18 protein-coding genes and 1 pseudogene are annotated in these 18,353 nt (G+C 39.3%); 17 read left to right on the plus strand and 2 right to left on the minus strand.

The features are described 5' to 3' along the window. Positions 1–139: 139 nt before the first annotated feature. The gene (locus NE473_RS20360) at positions 140–922 is read right to left on the minus strand and encodes an IS110 family RNA-guided transposase (protein ID WP_002591326.1); all 783 of its coding nucleotides are present in this window, start codon (positions 920–922) and stop codon (positions 140–142) included. Between the two features lie 403 nt (positions 923–1,325). Beyond that, positions 1,326–1,517 (minus strand): annotated as a pseudogene (locus NE473_RS33165) (IS110 family RNA-guided transposase); the annotation flags it as partial. A 322-nt stretch (positions 1,518–1,839) separates the two neighbouring features. On the opposite strand from NE473_RS33165, the gene NE473_RS20370 reads away from it, so the two are divergent. From NE473_RS20370 to NE473_RS20450, 17 genes are all read left to right on the plus strand, one after another. Beyond that, positions 1,840–3,513 carry a putative bifunctional diguanylate cyclase/phosphodiesterase gene (locus tag NE473_RS20370; RefSeq protein WP_002591327.1) on the plus strand — a complete coding sequence of 558 codons (1,674 nt, stop codon included), beginning with the start codon at positions 1,840–1,842 and terminating at the stop codon, positions 3,511–3,513. A 302-nt stretch (positions 3,514–3,815) separates the two neighbouring features. Further along, on the plus strand, positions 3,816–5,996 hold the full coding sequence (locus NE473_RS20375; protein ID WP_002591328.1) for a transporter substrate-binding domain-containing diguanylate cyclase: 2,181 nt from the start codon (positions 3,816–3,818) through the stop codon (positions 5,994–5,996). Between the two features lie 319 nt (positions 5,997–6,315). Further along, on the plus strand, positions 6,316–6,678 hold the full coding sequence (locus NE473_RS20380; RefSeq protein ID WP_002591329.1) for an Hpt domain-containing protein: 363 nt from the start codon (positions 6,316–6,318) through the stop codon (positions 6,676–6,678). 5 nt (positions 6,679–6,683) lie between these two features. Continuing rightward, positions 6,684–9,245 carry a hybrid sensor histidine kinase/response regulator gene (locus NE473_RS20385; protein WP_002591330.1) on the plus strand — a complete coding sequence of 854 codons (2,562 nt, stop codon included), beginning with the start codon at positions 6,684–6,686 and terminating at the stop codon, positions 9,243–9,245. 82 nt (positions 9,246–9,327) lie between these two features. Beyond that, positions 9,328–9,711, plus strand: a complete 384-nt coding sequence (locus tag NE473_RS20390) for a hypothetical protein (protein WP_002591331.1) — start codon at positions 9,328–9,330, stop codon at positions 9,709–9,711. A 168-nt stretch (positions 9,712–9,879) separates the two neighbouring features. Further along, positions 9,880–10,212, plus strand: a complete 333-nt coding sequence (locus NE473_RS20395; protein WP_082245918.1) for an NUDIX domain-containing protein — start codon at positions 9,880–9,882, stop codon at positions 10,210–10,212. Positions 10,213–10,271: 59 nt separating this feature from the next. After that, on the plus strand, positions 10,272–10,712 hold the full coding sequence (locus NE473_RS20400) for a DUF3795 domain-containing protein (protein WP_002591332.1): 441 nt from the start codon (positions 10,272–10,274) through the stop codon (positions 10,710–10,712). Between the two features lie 622 nt (positions 10,713–11,334). Beyond that, on the plus strand, positions 11,335–12,228 hold the full coding sequence (locus NE473_RS20405) for an NAD(P)/FAD-dependent oxidoreductase (RefSeq protein ID WP_002591333.1): 894 nt from the start codon (positions 11,335–11,337) through the stop codon (positions 12,226–12,228). Between the two features lie 128 nt (positions 12,229–12,356). Next, a complete protein-coding gene (locus NE473_RS20410) occupies positions 12,357–12,884 on the plus strand; it encodes a hypothetical protein (protein WP_002591334.1) in 528 nt (175 codons plus the stop codon). 452 nt (positions 12,885–13,336) lie between these two features. Then, a complete protein-coding gene (locus NE473_RS20415) occupies positions 13,337–14,662 on the plus strand; it encodes a phosphoadenosine phosphosulfate reductase (RefSeq protein ID WP_155560802.1) in 1,326 nt (441 codons plus the stop codon). Then, complete coding sequence (locus tag NE473_RS20420; RefSeq protein WP_002591346.1) at positions 14,652–15,245, plus strand: IbrB-like domain-containing protein; 594 nt, start codon at positions 14,652–14,654, stop codon at positions 15,243–15,245. Before NE473_RS20415 ends, NE473_RS20420 begins: the two co-directional genes overlap by 11 nt. A gap of 670 nt (positions 15,246–15,915) precedes the next feature. Continuing rightward, positions 15,916–16,365: a VOC family protein gene (locus NE473_RS33170; RefSeq protein WP_002591348.1), complete on the plus strand. Its 450-nt coding sequence runs from the start codon at positions 15,916–15,918 to the stop codon at positions 16,363–16,365. Then, positions 16,259–16,489 carry a GNAT family N-acetyltransferase gene (locus NE473_RS20430; protein ID WP_330592359.1) on the plus strand — a complete coding sequence of 77 codons (231 nt, stop codon included), beginning with the start codon at positions 16,259–16,261 and terminating at the stop codon, positions 16,487–16,489. Before NE473_RS33170 ends, NE473_RS20430 begins: the two co-directional genes overlap by 107 nt. A gap of 39 nt (positions 16,490–16,528) precedes the next feature. Next, complete coding sequence (locus tag NE473_RS20435) at positions 16,529–17,086, plus strand: CD3072 family TudS-related putative desulfidase (protein ID WP_002591349.1); 558 nt, start codon at positions 16,529–16,531, stop codon at positions 17,084–17,086. A 36-nt stretch (positions 17,087–17,122) separates the two neighbouring features. Continuing rightward, positions 17,123–17,527, plus strand: a complete 405-nt coding sequence (locus NE473_RS20440; protein WP_002591350.1) for a GNAT family N-acetyltransferase — start codon at positions 17,123–17,125, stop codon at positions 17,525–17,527. A 70-nt stretch (positions 17,528–17,597) separates the two neighbouring features. Further along, positions 17,598–18,014, plus strand: a complete 417-nt coding sequence (locus tag NE473_RS20445) for a pyridoxamine 5'-phosphate oxidase family protein (protein ID WP_117566153.1) — start codon at positions 17,598–17,600, stop codon at positions 18,012–18,014. Positions 18,015–18,098: 84 nt separating this feature from the next. Further along, entirely contained in the window at positions 18,099–18,314 is a 216-nt protein-coding gene (locus NE473_RS20450; protein WP_002591352.1) for a hypothetical protein, read from the plus strand. The last annotated feature ends 39 nt before the right edge of the window (positions 18,315–18,353 follow it).

Raw genomic sequence — 18,353 nt, forward strand, 5'->3', positions numbered from 1 at the left:
ATGATGACCAGAAGTTTGCGTGCGAGCGCAACTATGGCTTTTTTAGCCCCTTTCTTTTGCTTGATTCTCCAGTACCATGCAGAAAGATAGGTATTACGTTTTCCAGCAATGACCCAGGCAATCTCACAAAGCATACTTTTTATATAAGGATTGCCTTTGGTGATAGAGGTGCCATTGCTTGTTCTAATGCGGTTTCAATTTCTGCCATATGTGATTTGAGGGAGTCATAATGATCCATTAGCATTTCCAGAAAATCCTGCTGGATTTTGGAAAGAGTTCCGTTCACAGCCACAAGAATTTCATTGATGTGATTGCGGGGTTTGGTTTTCAGACAGGAATCGAGAGATTCCCTATAGATACAGCCATGCTGGCTCAGATGACGAATGATGTTTCTGCCGGAGGCACCAAATATTTCTGAAATAAAAGTGGATAAACGGAAAATGGAACTTTGAAGGAATTTTTCGCCCCGGTTTTTCTGGGAAGTGATATCACGGATGATACTCTTGCGATACCGGTTCAGATACCGAAATTCACGGATCTGCTTATCCGGAATGAAACTGCCATTGAAAAGTCCTGCGCGTAAAAGAGTAGCAATCCATTCCGAATCACGCATATCAGTTTTCTTACCCGGAACGTTTTTCATGTGTCTGGCATTAACAACAAGCAGAGTGATATCATCAGAATAAGCATCTTCAAGGATTTCATAAATAGGCTGCCAGTAAATGCCAGTGCTTTCCATAGCGACATGGTGGCAGTTACAGGAAACAATCCAGTCGCGTAGAGCAGCCATATCAGGGATAAGAGTGGTAAATTCACGAATTTCAGAGACAGTGGTTTTGCCGATGGGGCCGGATAAGATACAAGCAACAATCTTATCTTTGTGAACGTCAAGGCCGCAGGAAATTTCTAACAGGTCTTTCATAAGTACAAGCTCCTTTCCAAAGATGGCAGGAGATTTACCCGAGATAATACGGACTTTGCTACGCGTGCTAACCATAAAGAGTGCCACAATATGCTGTGTTCAAGGGTAAAGCGTTTACGTTGAACAAATGGGTGCAAATCCACCAATGTACGGTCAAACTTTATCCTGCCTAATCCGATTCTACGGCAAAAGCAAGTATAAGAAAAGTAGCGGAGCCAATACCCTATTTTCATTATGGGCTGTGATAACCCTTCATGATTCGTTGAAAATTCAATATTTCAGCTAACAAAATAGCAATTTATGCTCTAGCTGCCCGCGAATCAAGTGCATTTTGCAGATATTGCGGCAGTCTGGTTATAAAATCAGCAGTAAATGCAGCAAGCTGTTCTTCGTTCAGTTTTAGAATGCAAACATCATTACAGTGATACTTGGCAAGCCAGTCACACAACTCTTGCAATCCTTTGGTAAAGGAAGAAAAGCGAGCCTGCTTATATTTTGTACGATTGTTGAAATCGGTAATACCGATACAGGCAAAGATCCAAGTTTTGTGGATATCAAGTCCACAGCAGTTGTTTTTTAGGATTTTAAACGACAATAAAATAACCTTCTGAAACATTATAGTTATAAGATTGACAGTGACTGGTTAGCCGGCAAAATCGAGTCGACTTTGGAAGCGATAAGTTTACGGGCTACGGGAATGCGCCAATCGTTGATGCCTCAACGGATGACCGACAACATATAAAAATGCGAGGTCGCCGCTATACAGCCCCGCCACTCATCTCCACGTGTTCTGTAGTATGTCAGTCTTATAAAAGAATTGTATCAGAAGGAAATCAGAATAGGAAATAAAAAAGCGAAAGTTAGCTAAAATGTTTCATGATGCATTGGTGCCTTTCGCAGAAAGGTGGATTATAAATATGACACAAAAACAGATATTAATTGTAGAAGATAATGAACTCAACAGAGCTATGTTAAGCGAGATATTGTCAGACAGCTATAAAGTTTTAGAAGCGGAAAACGGAAAAGATGCATTGGATATTCTGGAGCAAAATAGAGATGATATCCATTTAATTCTTTTGGATATTATGATGCCCGTTATGGATGGATATACTTTTTTGGACACGATTAAGACGGATGCAGAACTAGCATTGATTCCAGTCATTGTGACAACTCAGGGAGACAGTGAAGCGGATGAAGTAAATGCTCTTGCTCATGGTGCAACAGATTTTGTACCAAAGCCTTATCGCCCTCAGGTAATTCTCCACAGGGTAGCAAATTTCATCAAACTGCGTGAGACTGCAGCCATGATAAACCAGCTCCGATATGACCGGCTTACCGGACTTTATACAAAAGAGTTCTTTTATCAGAAAGTCAGGGAATGTCTTGAGGCAAATCCTGAAAAGGAATATACAATTTTATGTTCAAATTTTGAGGATTTCAAATGGTATAATGATACCTTTGGACGGGAAGCAGGAGATAAGATTCTGAGAGAGGGAGCTGAAATTTTCAAGGAAAGAGTAGGAGAGGATGCTATCTGTTGTCGATATAGTGCAGACCGTTTTCTATGTCTTCTTGACAAGGAACGGGAAACAATTGGACGGGAATATTTTGTAAAAAGCAGGGAGAGCAAACGTTCATCGTTGACGGAAAACATTTCTGTAAAACTCGGTATTTATGAGATTATGGATTCCTCCATTCCTGTTGAGCAAATGTGTGACAGGGCACTTTGGGTCGTGGATCGTGTAAAAGGAATGTATAATCAAAGCATCGCTGTTTACGATGATTCCTTTCGCGAAAAATTGCTGCGGGAAAAGGCGATTACGGATGCCATGGTGACAGCGCTGGAAGAGGGGGAGTTTATTGTTTATCTTCAGCCAAAATACAGTTTGAATAATAACCGGATAGTCGGTGCGGAAGCTTTGGTACGGTGGATACATCCGGAATGGGGATTTATGTTCCCTGGAGAGTTTATTCCATTGTTTGAGAAGAATGGTTTTATTTCCAGTCTGGATCAATTTGTATGGGAGAACGTGTGTGCAAAACTTCAAGAGTGGAAAGAGAAAGGGTATCTGCTTCTTCCGATGTCGGTAAATGTATCAAGAAACGATATCTTTCAGGGGTCTTTGGTAGACATTTTTAGCGGACTTATAAAAAAATATGATATTGATCCGCAATATCTCCATTTGGAGATTACGGAGAGTGCCTATGCAGAGTGTGGGAATCGGATAGTTAATACAATAGAGGAATTGCGAAAGTTAGGTTTCACTATTGAGATGGACGATTTTGGAAGCGGATATTCTTCTTTAAATTTGCTGAGCCAAATGTCATTGGATATTTTAAAACTGGATATGAAACTCGTCAAGAACGAAATGACGAAATCAATGGAGAAAAGCATTCTGAATGATATCATTAGCATGGCTCATAGAATGAATCTGACCATAGTGGCAGAGGGGATAGAAACAAGGGAACAAATGGAACGATTACAGTCTCTGGGGTGTGATTATGCGCAGGGATATTTTTTCGCAAAGCCAATGCCTATTACGGAATTTGAAGAATTACTAAAAGGCCAGCGTAAGGAAGATATCCTATAAGTGTTAAAATATGGTTGTGAAGGTATTTCTGCGATTCTTATGAGTATATCGCTTCCGGATAATCGGGCAGATGTTTTTGGAATAAAAATGGGGCAAACCGTGACTATCTGGCAGGAGTCCTAAATCGACGGAGTTTCAGCTTGTCATGAATTCCATTTGTAAGGATGATTATCCTCTGTCTGTGTGCCCTTTTGATCTGGATAATTAAAAAAGGTCAATGATACGTATGGATATGATATGGGAGATACATTGCTTAAGTCTTTTATAAGTTTTCACAAGAAATACAGAAGGGAGGAAAAGAAATGGATATTAGAATAACACACATTTTACGAATAAAAGAAAGGATAGGAACACTAATTTTTTGTTTCGTGTTGTTTTTGGCTTCGGTTTGTCCGATGACTGTATTTGCAGCAGAGACAGGAAAGGAACAGAAGACAGTCCGAGTCGGTTACGTAAATGTGGCAGCCTATGAAGAAGGCGGAGAGGGCGAATATAAACGTGGATATGGTTATGAGTATCTTCAGAAGATATCATATATTACCGGCTGGAAGTATGAGTATGTCTATGGTTCCTTCAAAGAATGCTATGAAATGCTGGTAAATGGAGATATTGATCTGTTTGGCAACGTATCCTATAAACCAGAGCGTGCGGAATTATTTGATTTCGCCTCCTACCCACAGGGAAAAGACACTTACCTGCTGTATACAACGAAAAAACATATGAAACTGATTAGTGGAAACATTCAGCAGATGAACGGGTGTAAAATTGGTGTAACGGTTGGGAGCTTTCAGGAAGGTTTGTTGATGGACTGGATGGAGAACAATCATATCCAGGCAGAAGTCGTAAAGTTTGACGGTTATGACGCCTTGATGTCTGCGCTGGACGCCGGGGAGTTGGATGCTATTGCCACCCCTGATCTTTCCAGCAGTTATGATTATCTGCCCATTATCAATATTGGATTCAGTGATTACTATTTTGCCGTCTCCAAGACCCGGCCTGATATTTTGGCAGAATTAAATGAAGCATTGTATGAGATTCAGAGTTCAGAGCTTGATTACAACAATCTGCTGGTCAGCCGGTATTATAAACAGATGACAAACACTCAGGTGTTAAGTAATAAAGAGGACGAATGGCTGGCTGATCATGAAAATACACTTAGAATCGGATATCTTGACGATAACCTTCCTTATTCCACACAATTAGAGGATGGGGAAATGGGCGGTGTTATGAAAACGATAGCTGATATGCTGGAGGAGAAATTTGGAATCCTGGTGGAAACAAAATGCTATAAGACGAGCAGGCAGTATAAGGAAGCGTTGGAAAAGGGAGAAGTAGATGTAATCGGTCCCTTATACGGTGATTTCTATTTGGCAGAGCTGGAAAATTATGTTTTGACAAATGCGTTTTTTTCTACAATACCGGTTACTATTTATAAGCAGCTTGATTTTAATATAAACTGTGCAACAATTGCGGTCGCGAACGAAAGTCTGTTTCATGAAGAGGTTCTTCGCATATTGTATCCAGAAGCGGAGATATTGTTGTGTGATGGGATAGAGGGATGCCTGAATGCAGTTGCATCTGGGAAAGCAGACAGTACACTTGTTACCTCTGTGCGTCTGAATGTGTTAAGGAAGTACCCAGCAATGGAATCACTTCAGTTTTCGGATACACCAGCGCTGGCAGAGATATGTCTGGCGACAACAAAAGACAACAGGGTGGCGGCCGCTATTCTGAATAAAGGAATTACTTTATCTTCCGACAGATTGAATGGTGTAGTATTGGCGGAAAACTCTTATGTGAATAAAGTTGTAACGTTCAGTGATTTTGTCAACGCACATATGACAGCAGTATTGAGTCTGGCTGGACTTATTATTCTGACTCTTTGCCTGATGCTTTACCGGATATCTATTACCAGAAACAAATTGGAAGCTGCTTTGGAGAAAGTAAAGAAGGAAAAAGAGTATTCATATAAACTGAAACTTTGTAATAATGAGTTGGAAGTTAAGGCGAATCAGGATGCTTTGACTCAGATTGGAAACAGACAGTTCTTTTTGGATAAAATGAGTGAATTACTGGCAGCAAATGAGAAGTTTACACTCTGTTATTGCGACCTGGATAACTTGAAATATATCAATGATACGTATGGACATTCGGAGGGCGATTACTATATTCGTAATTTTGTTGAAATTGTAAAGAGTCATATTCGAACTGGAGATATTTTCGCCCGTATTGGAGGGGATGAGTTTTGTATCATACTCAGAGGTTGCAAGTATGCAACAGGGGAGAAAAAGATACGGCAGATGAAAGAGGTATTTCACAGTGATCATTCTAAGGAATATCCGAAGAATTTTTGCTGCGGAATTATTGAAGTGCAAGAGGAGCATAATGAGAATGACGTTATGAAACTACTGGAACAGGCAGATGCGATGATGTACGAACAGAAAAAAGAATATAAGAAAATGTTCCAGCATGAAAATTGTTAATGGAGTTCCGGTTTTTCAGTATGCTCTTTGCTAAGCTAATTATTAGATTATAATCGTGATTATCCCAAAATAGAAATCGAGAGAGGAAGTAGAGTATATGAAGATGAGAATTAGATCTAAAAATTTGTAGGCAATAAAAAAATTGCCTCCAGTCGATTGAAATAAAATATAATCAATCGGCTTTGCTGCAAATTTTGAGCGATTTGTCAAGCATTTTTTGCAAAAAAACGGGTGATTTTTTAGATAGGTGTCTGAAAGCCTTATAAAATCAGGACTGAAGATTCCGAGAAGTTATTACAAAAAAGGAGGAATAATAATTATGAATCTAAAAGATTGTTATATGAAATTTGGCGGTGATTTTGATGAAGTTGTGGGTAGACTGCGTCGTGAACAAACCATTCAGAAATTTGTATATAAGTTCCTAGACGATAAAAGTTTTTTCTTGTTTGAAGCGTCTATGGGAAATAAAGACTATGCCGAGGCTCTTAGAGCTGTTCATACACTCAAAGGAATTTGTCAGAACCTTTCTTTTACCAGACTGTTTGAAAGTAGTAGTTTGGTAACAAAAGCATTAAAAGAAAACGATTGGAATACGGCTGTCGAAATGATGCCAAAATTATCAAAGGATTACCATGAAATAATCAATGTTATTAAAAATTTTAAGAATTCTAAGGAGGAATAACATCAATGGGAAACAGTAAAAAAAAGCATTCTGTAACACATTTTCTAATAGGCAGTTTTATTGGGCTCATTGTCTTTAGTATTATGGTTTTCAGTATGCTCGGAATTTATATGAGCCGAAAAAGCAACAAGGCTATTAATGAAATTGGTCAGATTTATATGTCTGGAATGAACGAACAAATGTCCAGACACTTTCAAACTGTCATTCAATTACGTTTTGATCAGGTCAGCGGCATTGTTTCTGTTGTCTCAGCAGATAATAACGATAAAGCAAAGTTATATGAGGAACTTGTTTACAGGACGAAGGTCAGGAACTTTGACTATTTAGCACTTTGTTCTACTGAGGGAGATTTTCAGACTCTTTATGGACAATCAATACAACCACTGAACCCAGAGCCCTTTGTAGAAGCATTAGTACGAGGAGAACAAAGAGTCGCTTTAGGTAGTGATTCTGCCGGAAATATAGTGGTATTGTTTGGCGTTGATGCCACTGATTACCCTATGCAGGATGGAAGTATGAGCACTGGACTGGTAGCGGCCGTCCCACTGGGGTACATCATTGATTTCCTTTCCTTAGAGAAGGAAGAGCAGCTGATATATTATCATATTATCAGGCCAGACGGTAGTTTTGTAATACAGAACGACAACACTGAGTTGTGGTATTTCTTTGAACAACTACAAAAGCAGCTTAATGCTACAGCAAATGAGCTATCTGTAGAAAATTCTATTAAAAAATTTGGTGCTGCACTAAAGAATCATGACGAATATGGTACAACATTTGAAGTGAATGGTGAAACACTTCAAATATATGGTAAACCATTACCCTGTTCCGAGTGGTATTTAGTATCGGTAATGCCTTATAGTATATTGAGCAAAAATGTGGACGCTCTGGGAAAACTGCGCATGTTTATGGTAGGATTGTCCTGTGCTTCTATCTTGATTTTTCTATCATTGATTTTTATTCGGTATTTCTTTATAATTCGTTCTCAGATGCATGAATTGGAGAAGGCACGGCAGGGAGCTCTTGAAGCGAACAAAGCCAAAAGTGAATTTTTAGCAAATATGAGCCATGATATCCGTACACCCATGAATGCAATTGTAGGCATGGCTGCGATTGCCACAGCCCACATAGATGACCGAGAACAACTACAGAATTGTCTTAGAAAAATTACATTATCTAGTAAACACCTATTAGGGTTGATTAATGATGTTTTAGATATGTCCAAAATTGAAAGTGGAAAATTGACTTTAACAACAGAGCAGATTTCTTTAAAAGAGGTTATAGAAGGGATTGTTAGCATTGTACAGCCACAAATAAAATCAAAAAAGCAATCCTTTGACATACATGTAGAAAATATCTTAACTGAGAATGTTTGGTGCGATGGTGTTCGTTTGAATCAGGTTTTATTAAACCTTTTATCTAACGCAACTAAATATACACTGGAGGGCGGTTCCATACGATTGTTCCTCTCAGAAGAAAATTCTCCAAAGGGAGAAAACTATGTTCGAATTCATATCACTGTTAAAGATAATGGAATTGGCATGTCGCCAGAATATCTGGAAAAAATATATGAATCCTATAGTCGGGCGGATGGAGCCAGAATACATAAAACAGAGGGTGCCGGTTTGGGAATGGCGATAACTAAGCATATTGTGGATGCAATGGAAGGAACCATAGATATACAAAGTGAGCTTGGTGTAGGTACCGAATTTCTTCTCACGTTTGATTTTGAGAAAGCGGTTGTAATGGATATGGATATGGTTCTTCCATCCTGGAATATGCTCGTGGTTGATGATGACGAATTATTATGTGAGACAGCCACGGACGCGCTAAAATCTATCGGAATAAAAGCCGAATGGACATTAAGCGGAGAAAAGGCGATAGAACTGGTAAACCAACACCATAAAAAGAGAGATGATTATCAAATCATTCTATTGGATTGGAAATTGCCTGGCATGAATGGGATTCAGGTTGCAAAAGAAATCAGGCGTAATTTAGGGGATGGAGTACCGATTCTGCTGATTTCTGCATATGACTGGAGTGAATTTGAAGCGGAGGCCCGTGAAGCAGGTATTGATGGTTTTATTTCCAAGCCGCTTTTTAAATCTACGCTGTATCATGCTTTGTGTAAGTATATGGACATTGAAACAGAAAATGACCAGACATTGGATCAAAATATTGATCTATCCGGACGACGTATTCTACTCGCTGAAGATAATGAGCTTAACTGGGAGGTTGCAAGAGAATTGTTATCTGATTTGGGAGTAGAACTGGAGTGGGCAGAAGATGGACAGATATGTCTGGATAAATTTGGAAAATCATCAGAAGGTTATTATGATGCCATACTTATGGACATACGAATGCCGCATATGACAGGATATGAAGCCACAAAAGCGATTCGGGGACTGAATCACCCTGATGCCCTGTCGATTCCAATTATAGCTATGAGCGCAGATGCTTTTTCTGATGACATACAACGTTGCTTGGAGTTCGGTATGAATGCTCATATAGCAAAACCTATTGATATCGTGGAAGTGTCCCGTTTACTGAAAAGGTTTCTGACTTAAGGTGCCTTAGAGGATTTTTAGAGGAAAATCTGTAAAATTTAACTATAATCTGCAGCGATTTTACAAATGAGAGGAGAATCAAATGAAAAAGAGAATAAGAAAGCTGTTTCTTATGGCAAGTATTCTGTGTGTCATGAGCCTTGTGGTGTGTGCCTGTGGAGGCAAAAAACTCGAACAGATAGATGCAGTTGAAACTGCTCCGACACAGCAACCAGAGGAGTCAGGTGAAACACCTTCGGAAGAGAAGGCCTCCACTCTAGAATCATTTACAGAAAACACTTTCGAGAAATGGGAAGACAGCAATCCGAATCTGGAAGGAAGTATTAAGGAGCTTCAGGAAGGACAGTTCACAGTTGTAGAGGCTATTACAGAAAAAGCAGACAATGGCGGCGATATCGTGGTATCCCCAGGAAATGGTGATGATTCAATAAAAACACCTTCCAAGTTAAGGAAAGCCTTGGTATAATTAGGGTACATCTATAAGGGGTCACCTCCGTAACATTAAACTTTGGTCGGGATAATGCGTTTAGGAGGCTTCTTATAGATGTATTTTATTACAACGAAAAGAATGTTGGAAGTGTACTTTTCAGCACACCCCAACATTCAGTATAGAACCAGTTTTTAATGGCGCACAGTGAGGAAAGGGGGCTATTACTATGCCTCAAATAGGGTTTTCGGACAGTCTGGGGGGCTTTCGGGGGAAGACAGTTTGGGTGGAGCTCTCCGGGAAGTAAATGAAGAATTGGGGATTATTCTGAATCCGAAAGATGGGCAGAGGATTTCCCGGATTTGTCGGGAACAAACGAGGGATTTGTATGATGTGTGGGTATTTTATAAAGATGTCGATATTTCAGATATCACACTTCAGGAAACAGAGGTTGTAGATGTAAAATGGGTGACGGATGAAGAGTTGATCAAGATGGAACGAAAAGGGGAGCTGCACCCATTACTTGCGCTAACAATGTAACAAAAAAGATTTTTTTATGGAGGAAATCTACGAGAAATTCAATTTGTGGGATTGATTGTATGAAATGTGAATTAAAAGAAACATGCTATGGTTGTGCTGCGACAGAGGGACATCCTTTTCATGGCGGGTGTGTGCTGGCGGCATGCTGTCTAAGTAATGGATATGAGCATTGCGGGAAATGCCACAATGAAAAATGCAGGCTTAAAGAACAGATGATTGCAGAATTCTGTATGCTTGGCATTGAAGATATGGAAGAAATTACTGGGCTTAATGCGTGCAAGGGATCATATATCAATCTTACATATACGTTTTCGAGCGGTCAGGCAGTGAAAATGTTAGATGATGACAAGATATATTTAGGTAACCAGCTTAGCAAAAAAGATAGTAGCAGATACTATGGGATAGCAGCGGATGAGAGCGTTCTGATAGTTAGTGAATATGATGCGGATGGATCCAATGCGGAGATCATTGTATATAAAAAAAGAAATATTAAAAGGTAGACGGAAGTAATATATCTACAATGAGAAGAAAAGAAGCTGTTTTATCAGCTTCATGAAGTTATTAATCCTAGGATATTTTTAAGCTTTGATAAGCGGTATAGTCCTTGGTGTACTGATTGGGCTTCACCCAATCTTGAATAAAAGCCTGCAGCCGATTATTTTGGCGCTGAAATCCATTCCTCTATTAATACTTGATCTTATCGTACTACTTCCTACATTTCATCTACTATCCGAGGCAGTAATAGTTATCGGCAGCATTTGCTCGGTTTTTGTGGAACAATTAATGGGAGTGTATTAATTGAACAGGGGTATTTTGACAATGCCATGGTAATGGGGACAAGAGCATTAAAAAGTATTTTGTAATCCTGCCTGCCGCATAACCGCATATTACATTTGGAGTAGCTATCACATTAAAAGTTTTCTTTATTTTGCTGGTGATTGTAGAAATATCTGTCACAAATATTATGAATATAATGTTCATAAAGGGTAAAATATAGTATATTGCATATGCTATCAATCAAGGATCTCTGAAACGAATAAAACTTAAATAAGATTGTAGAATCAGTGGGATAGCTATATAAATAAGGCAATATTTTCGTATAAGCAACAGGAGGATATTCAAATGTATGATATAATTATTATTGGAGCTGGACCAGCCGGTATCAGTGCAGCTATTTATGGAAAAAGCAGAGGAAAAAGGATTCTGATGTTGGAAAAGAATCAGGTTGGCGGTTTGATTGGAACTGTCTCAACAGTTACGCATTATACTGCAATCATGAAAGAAGAATCTGGTAAGACATTTGCTGAACGTATGAAAGAGCAAGCACTTAGTGCCGGTGTAGAGATTCGCTATGAAAATGTGACAGAGACAAAACTCATAGGTAATATTAAGAAAATCGTTACAGATAAAGAAAGTTATGAATGTAAAACAGTAATTCTTGCGAATGGTGGCTCTGGCCGTATGTTAGGAATTCCAGGAGAAAGACTGAAAGGTATCAGATTAAATGCAACAAAGGACGGTCTTGATTATAAGGGGAAAAAAATCTATATCATTGGTGGAGCTGATGGCGCAGTCAAGGAAGCCGTTTACCTGGCTGGAATTGCGGGAAAGGTCACAATTGTATGCGTGGAAGATGAACTTGTATGCATACAAGAATTTAAAGATAAAGTTGCTGCATACCATAATATTGAAATTATGCCGCATTCAAGTCTCACAGCAGTATATGGTAACGAAAGAGCTGAGGAGCTTGAATTTACGGACAACAAAACAGGGAAAAAACAGATCATAAAGGATGCAGAGTGCGGAGTATTTGTATATGCAGGTATTGTTCCGAACACTCAGATATATACGGAATTGAAGTTAGATAACGGATATATTCCAGTGGATGAATTGATGCAGACAGAAATTCCCGGAGTTTTTGCTGCGGGAGATATCTGTGTAAAAAAGGTAAGACAGGTAGCTACAGCAGTTGCTGATGGAGCAATCGCAGGAATACAGGCTGCAGCAGTGTGTTAATAAAAACAGCTGGTAATGGGTTGATATAAATTTCCAAATATATCCTTAGATGTTTTTTAGAGAAGTATTTGCTATTATCGTATTTGTAAAACATTAAATAACCTCATTTAAGAAAGGAGTTATGAGTCGTGAAAAGAAAGATTGCAATATTATTAATGACAGGAATTTGTCTGATGAATACAGTACCCTGTTTTGCATCCCAGTCGTCGATGGTCAGTGTTTCCAATTCCGAAGAAGCTCAATATACCACGCTCCCGGATGCAGATACTCTGCAAAAAGATGTGGGATTCAGGCCTAAGGCCCCAGAAACCCTAGCAGGCGGTTATCAGTTTAATAGTGGTCATATAACAGAATTATTTGATTTGGATACAAATGGCGCTCAAATCAACAAACATAAAGGTATAGACTTCCAATATTTAAAAAAGGACAATAATACCACCAAATCGGTTTCCTTGTCTGCCGAACCGGCATCAGGGCAATCTCTTTCAAAAGATACTATTGTTATAAAACATGGGGAAATAGATATGTATTATGGTATGGCTCAGGCTAATTCTCTGTCTTGGATTAATGGGGATGTTTGCTACAGCCTTATGGACATCAATAAGAATGTTTCAAAAGATGAAATGGTGGCAATGGCTAAAGATATGATTGATTAGCTATATCCATTATAACTAGTACAATTAAGAGTAAAAATAAGAATAGGGAATGTGAATTTCCTACTCTTATTTTTTTGCAGAGCAGCAGATGCTGCTCCGTTATTTTAACATAAATAGATGCATCCTTCACTAGAATCTCTTTATAGAATATTATTTTTTCATTATGCATTGGCATTCCGTACAGCAAATTTTCTTCTATCCCCTTTTTCACGTTAACAGATACACAAAGCAACCCATATGCGTATAAAGAAAAAACTCTAAGCCAATTTGAGTATATATTATGTTGAATTTTTCTGTTCTCCATATTTATTATTTTAGTAAAGTACATAATAAATGTGACTAGACAAAATGATAGTGGCAGTTATAGTCTGGAAATGTTAGAAGGATATTCGACTGCCAAATAAACGCTATTGTACGTTTTATACATGAAAGATAAGGAGTTTATAAGAGACATGAAAAAAGAATACATTAATATGAATGTATTCGATGCATTGCAGAAGAGATTTGCTCTTTTATTTCAGGAATTTAAAAATATTTATATCTCATTCAGCGGCGGCAAGGATAGCGGTGTTCTTTTGAATTTGCTGCTGGATTACCGGAATAAGTATGCTTCAGACCGTGTGATTGGCGTATTTCATCAGGATTTTGAGGCACAGTATACTGTAACTACGGATTATATTACCCGCACTTTTAAGCGACTGGAAAATGGATCAGGTATAGACCTTTATTGGGTCTGCCTTCCTATGGCTACTAGGACAGCACTGAGTAGTTATGAGATGTATTGGTATCCTTGGGATGATACCAAACAGGATATATGGGTGCGCCCGATACCGGAGTATCCCTATGTCATTAATCTGGCAAAGCCTTTTACCCACTATCGTTACCAGATGCATCAGGAAGACTTAGCAAAGCAGTTTGGGCGATTCTACAAGGAGAAGCATGGTAACGGCAGGACGGTCTGCCTGCTTGGTATGCGGGCGGATGAATCTTTGCAGCGGTACAGTAGTTTTATCAATAAGAAATACGGTTATCAAAATGAGTGCTGGATTTCCAGGCAGTTTAAAGACGTATGGTGTGCCTCACCTTTATACGACTGGTCAAATTCTGACGTATGGTGTGCGAATTATCGCTTCAATTATGATTACAACAATTTATATGATCTGTATTATAAGGCAGGATTAAAAATAGACCAGATGCGGGTAGCATCGCCTTTTAATGATTACTCCAAAGATGCTTTGAATCTGTACCGGGTCATCGACCCGGAAATATGGACGAAACTGGTGGGGCGGGTGCGCGGAGCAAATTTTGGTGCGATTTATGGAAAGACAAAAGCGATGGGGTACCGCAGTATTGCGTTACCGGAAGGTCATACATGGAAATCTTATACTCATTTTTTGCTGGATACATTGCCTGCTCGTCTGCGGAATAATTATGCGAAAAAGTTTAATACCTCCATCCATTTCTGGCATGAGACCGGAGGTGGGCTGCCAGAGGAAACAATCCGTGAGCTTTTGGAGAAGGGATATCACATTCGGAGAAATGGTATATCTAATTATACAATCAATAAAAATTCTCGTATTATTTTTCTTGGGCCGATTCCCGATCATACCGATAATATCAAAAGCACGAAAGATATACCAAGCTGGAAACGGATGTGCTATTGTATTTTAAAAAATGACCATACCTGTCGGTTTATGGGATTTGGGCTTACGCGGCAGGAACAAAAACGCGTGGATATTATCAGATGCAAGTACGGAGGGATGATAGATGGCAAATAAGGAATTCAGAAGCCCGGTATACAATATCATTGCAGTACCATTTGAAAAGATTGTACCCAATACATATAACCCGAACAACGTGGCCCCGCCGGAAATGCGGTTGTTGTACGACAGCATCAAGGAGGACGGTTATACGATGCCGATTGTCTGTTATCATGTAAAAAGCAATGATAAGTATGTGATTGTAGATGGCTTTCACCGCTGGCGGGTGATGCGGGATTACCCGGATATTTATGAGCGTGAGAAGGGAATGATGCCGGTTTCGATAATAGATAAGCCGCTGTCCGGCCGTATGGCCAGCACCATCCGTCATAACCGCGCCCGTGGAACACATGATGTGGACCTAATGAGTAATATCATTAAGGAACTGTACGAGTTAGGACGTTCTGATGCATGGATTTCCAAACACCTGGGTATGGACCGGGATGAGATTTTGAGGCTTAGGCAGATTACCGGCCTGGCGGCCCTGTTCCGTGATGTGAAGTTTGGACAGGCCTGGCGGCCTGCGGAGGATGTGGTTCCGGACGAAGAGTCCTCTGATAGCGGGAAAACGCATACTATCTGCACCTTAGGAAATGATTAATAAATTCTTTAGCATTAAATAATACAATTATCCTACAGACCCAATATAATGTTAGAGGAAATAAGTCTGTTGGGGCAAGTATTAATTCACTTCAGCTGGATTGGATGCTGGTAAAATAATGAAGGCGGTATCATGAAAGGATTTAAACGACAGAATCAACTCTTGTCCCTCTGTGTATTAAATTGTGGACGTTGTCCCATGTTTTTGGATAAAAACTGTCCTTGCTGCGGCGGTGAAGGAAACCAGGCTTGCAAAATTGCAAGAAGCAGCATGGAGCATGGCGGAGTAGAATACTGCTTTTAGTGCAGTGTATACCCCTCTGAAAAATACAATCATATTGACGACTTCGATACCATTATTAGGTACCGCCAGTAAGAGGCTGATTTGGAAAGGCCAGGATACTGAACATGCTCCTGTCCGGCTATAATGCTGGACGGAAAAAGACACTCTTTTGTATAGCAGTAAATATTTTGGATTTACAAAAGCTGCGAGCCGTACTTAGGGAAATTGAGGGCAGACCTGATTTAGAGGGATTGATCTGAAACTGCACAAGAATAAGCGATAAGAAAAAGCAATGAGAAAATGTAATCATTATTTGCCAGAGCCGAACAACAATAAAAGGATTGAGAAAAGCAAAACTGAAAGGAATAATTTTATGAAGTAGACGTGTATGCTTATATCGGTGGCTAACATTAATGCTGCAAGAAAATTTTATGAGGATTTGTTCGGATTGGAGGTATTTCGGGACTACGGAAGAAACATCGCATTTACCTGCGGCCTGGCATTGCAGCAGGATTTTGACTGGTTTATGAATCTGCCGAAAGAAAAGGTACTAAAAAAATCCAACAACACGGAAATCGTCTTTGAGGAACAGGACTTTGACACTTTCCTGAACAAGTTGAAACAGTACCCGGACATCGAATATCTGGGAGAAGTGATCGAACATAGCTGGGGGCAGCGGGTAATCCGGTTTCCACAATTTTTCTACGTTCTTAGGACGAGCCGGTATTTACTTGGAGGATCTGTATGTCAAGCCGGAATGCCGCGGGAAAGGTTACGGAAAAGCTATTCTGAAAAAACTGGCATCTATCGCTGTGGAACGTGGCTGCGGACGGCTTGAATGGTGGTGTCTTGACTGGAACAAACCCAGCATTGACTTTTATCTGTCTCTTGGAGCAGAGGCCATGTCTGATTGGACAGTCTATCGCATTGCAGGCGATACATTAACACAGCTTGCTGAGTAACACGACAAAACAAATTTGGGCTTAAAAAGAGGAAAATTTATGTTTGAGGACGGTCGAAGCAAAAAAGTTATTTTTATAGCGCATTGTATATTAAATCAAAATTCAATATCTGACGGGACAGCCGTTTTTCCAGCAGCTTTTAAGGATGTAATAAAAATTCTTCTTGATGCTGATATTGGCATTGTCCAAATGCCATGTCCAGAACTTTGCTGTTTAGGGCTTAATAGAGGAAATAACGATGGGGCAGATGTTCCCGTTGTCATTGAAAATACCCGCATTCGTAAGGAAATGCAAAAAGCGAAATCTTACAAAATGCTAATGGCTCAAGTTGACTATGTGATGAAACAAATAACAGAATACAATGCCTACGGCTTTGAGATAATCGGGATTATTGGTGCAAATCGCTCGCCGAACTGCGGTGTTGAAACCACATCAGATTTTAACAAAGAGATAAGCGGTAAAGGTATTTTTATGAGCGAACTTAGCAATCGAATAAAGGCGGAAAACTTGAATATTCCTATGTTAGGCATCAAAGATACTGATAATGTATTTGAACAAGTAAAGTCTTTCATTAAGTCAAACTTGGTCAAGGAGTAGCAGAAAATTAAATAAGAAATATTGAGAGATTGTGGTATGAAAATTGAGTATAAAGACACCCATATTTTTACAGAGAAAGAACTGCAAAGACTGTTTTTGTCCGTGGGATGGGAGTCCGGGAATTACCCGGATAAACTTGTTGGGGCAATGCTAAATTCTTCACATGTAATTTCAGCATGGGATGATAACAAACTGATTGGACTGGTACGGGCACTTGATGATGGCGAAACAGTTGCATTTCTACATTATCTTCTGGTAGACCCTGCATATCAGGGGCATCATATTGGCGATGAATTGATGAAAAAGATTATGAGTTGCTTTGAAAACCTCCTTTATGTCAAAATTATGCCGTCTGATCCTAAAATGATTGCGTTTTATGAACGATATGGGTTTCAGCAATATGATAATTACTCAGCAATGGTACTGAAACATTTTCGATAACAATATAGCTTCCGGTTTATCTGGAATTTGATCAGAGTTGAAAAGTGTATTTTAAAAGGAGAATAATTCAATGAAAGAATTTAGTCAAGAAGCAGAACAGGTCATGATTGAGCGTTTCGGGAAAGATACAATTATATCATTAGCAACAACGGAAAATACAACGCCTTATGTGCGATACGTCAATGCCTATTACGAAAATGGGGCATTTTATGTCATTACCCATGCACTCTCAAATAAAATGAAGCATATAAAAAATAACCCTGTTGTTGCAATCGCCGGCGAGTGGTTTACAGCACACGGGAATGGCGTCAGTCTGGGTTATTTCGGGAAAAAAGAGAATTGTGTGATTGCAGAGAAGCTAAAAAAAGTATTTGCTGAATGGATTGATAACGGCCATACTGATTTTAACGATGAAAATACCATCATTTTGCAAGTGGAATTATCAGATGGCCTGTTGCTCTCGCATGGTACAAGATATGAGTTTTAGATTTTCAAATTTCCTACTGTGTTAGGTCAAGTATTATTATAGCTTATCCTAACCGTTTGCAGGTAGGCTGTTTAAGGAGGCTCCATGAAAGGATTTAACCGACAAAATCAATTATTCTTTTGTGTAGCCGTAAACCTGCTGGAACTGCAAGAGCTGCAAACGGTACTTAGAGAAATTGATCGTAAACCTGATATGGAAACACTGACGCTCAAAGAAAAAAGCGCTTTTGTTGCTGGATTACTGCAGGATGCAGCGGCAACGAAAAATATTGACTTAAAGTTACACAAGAAAAAGAGATAATGTATTTGAAAAAGCGCCACATATTTTCAGTGGCGCTTT

The sequence above is a fragment of the Hungatella sp. SL.1.14 genome, assembly GCF_024460495.1.
Taxonomy (GTDB): domain Bacteria; phylum Bacillota; class Clostridia; order Lachnospirales; family Lachnospiraceae; genus Hungatella; species Hungatella hathewayi.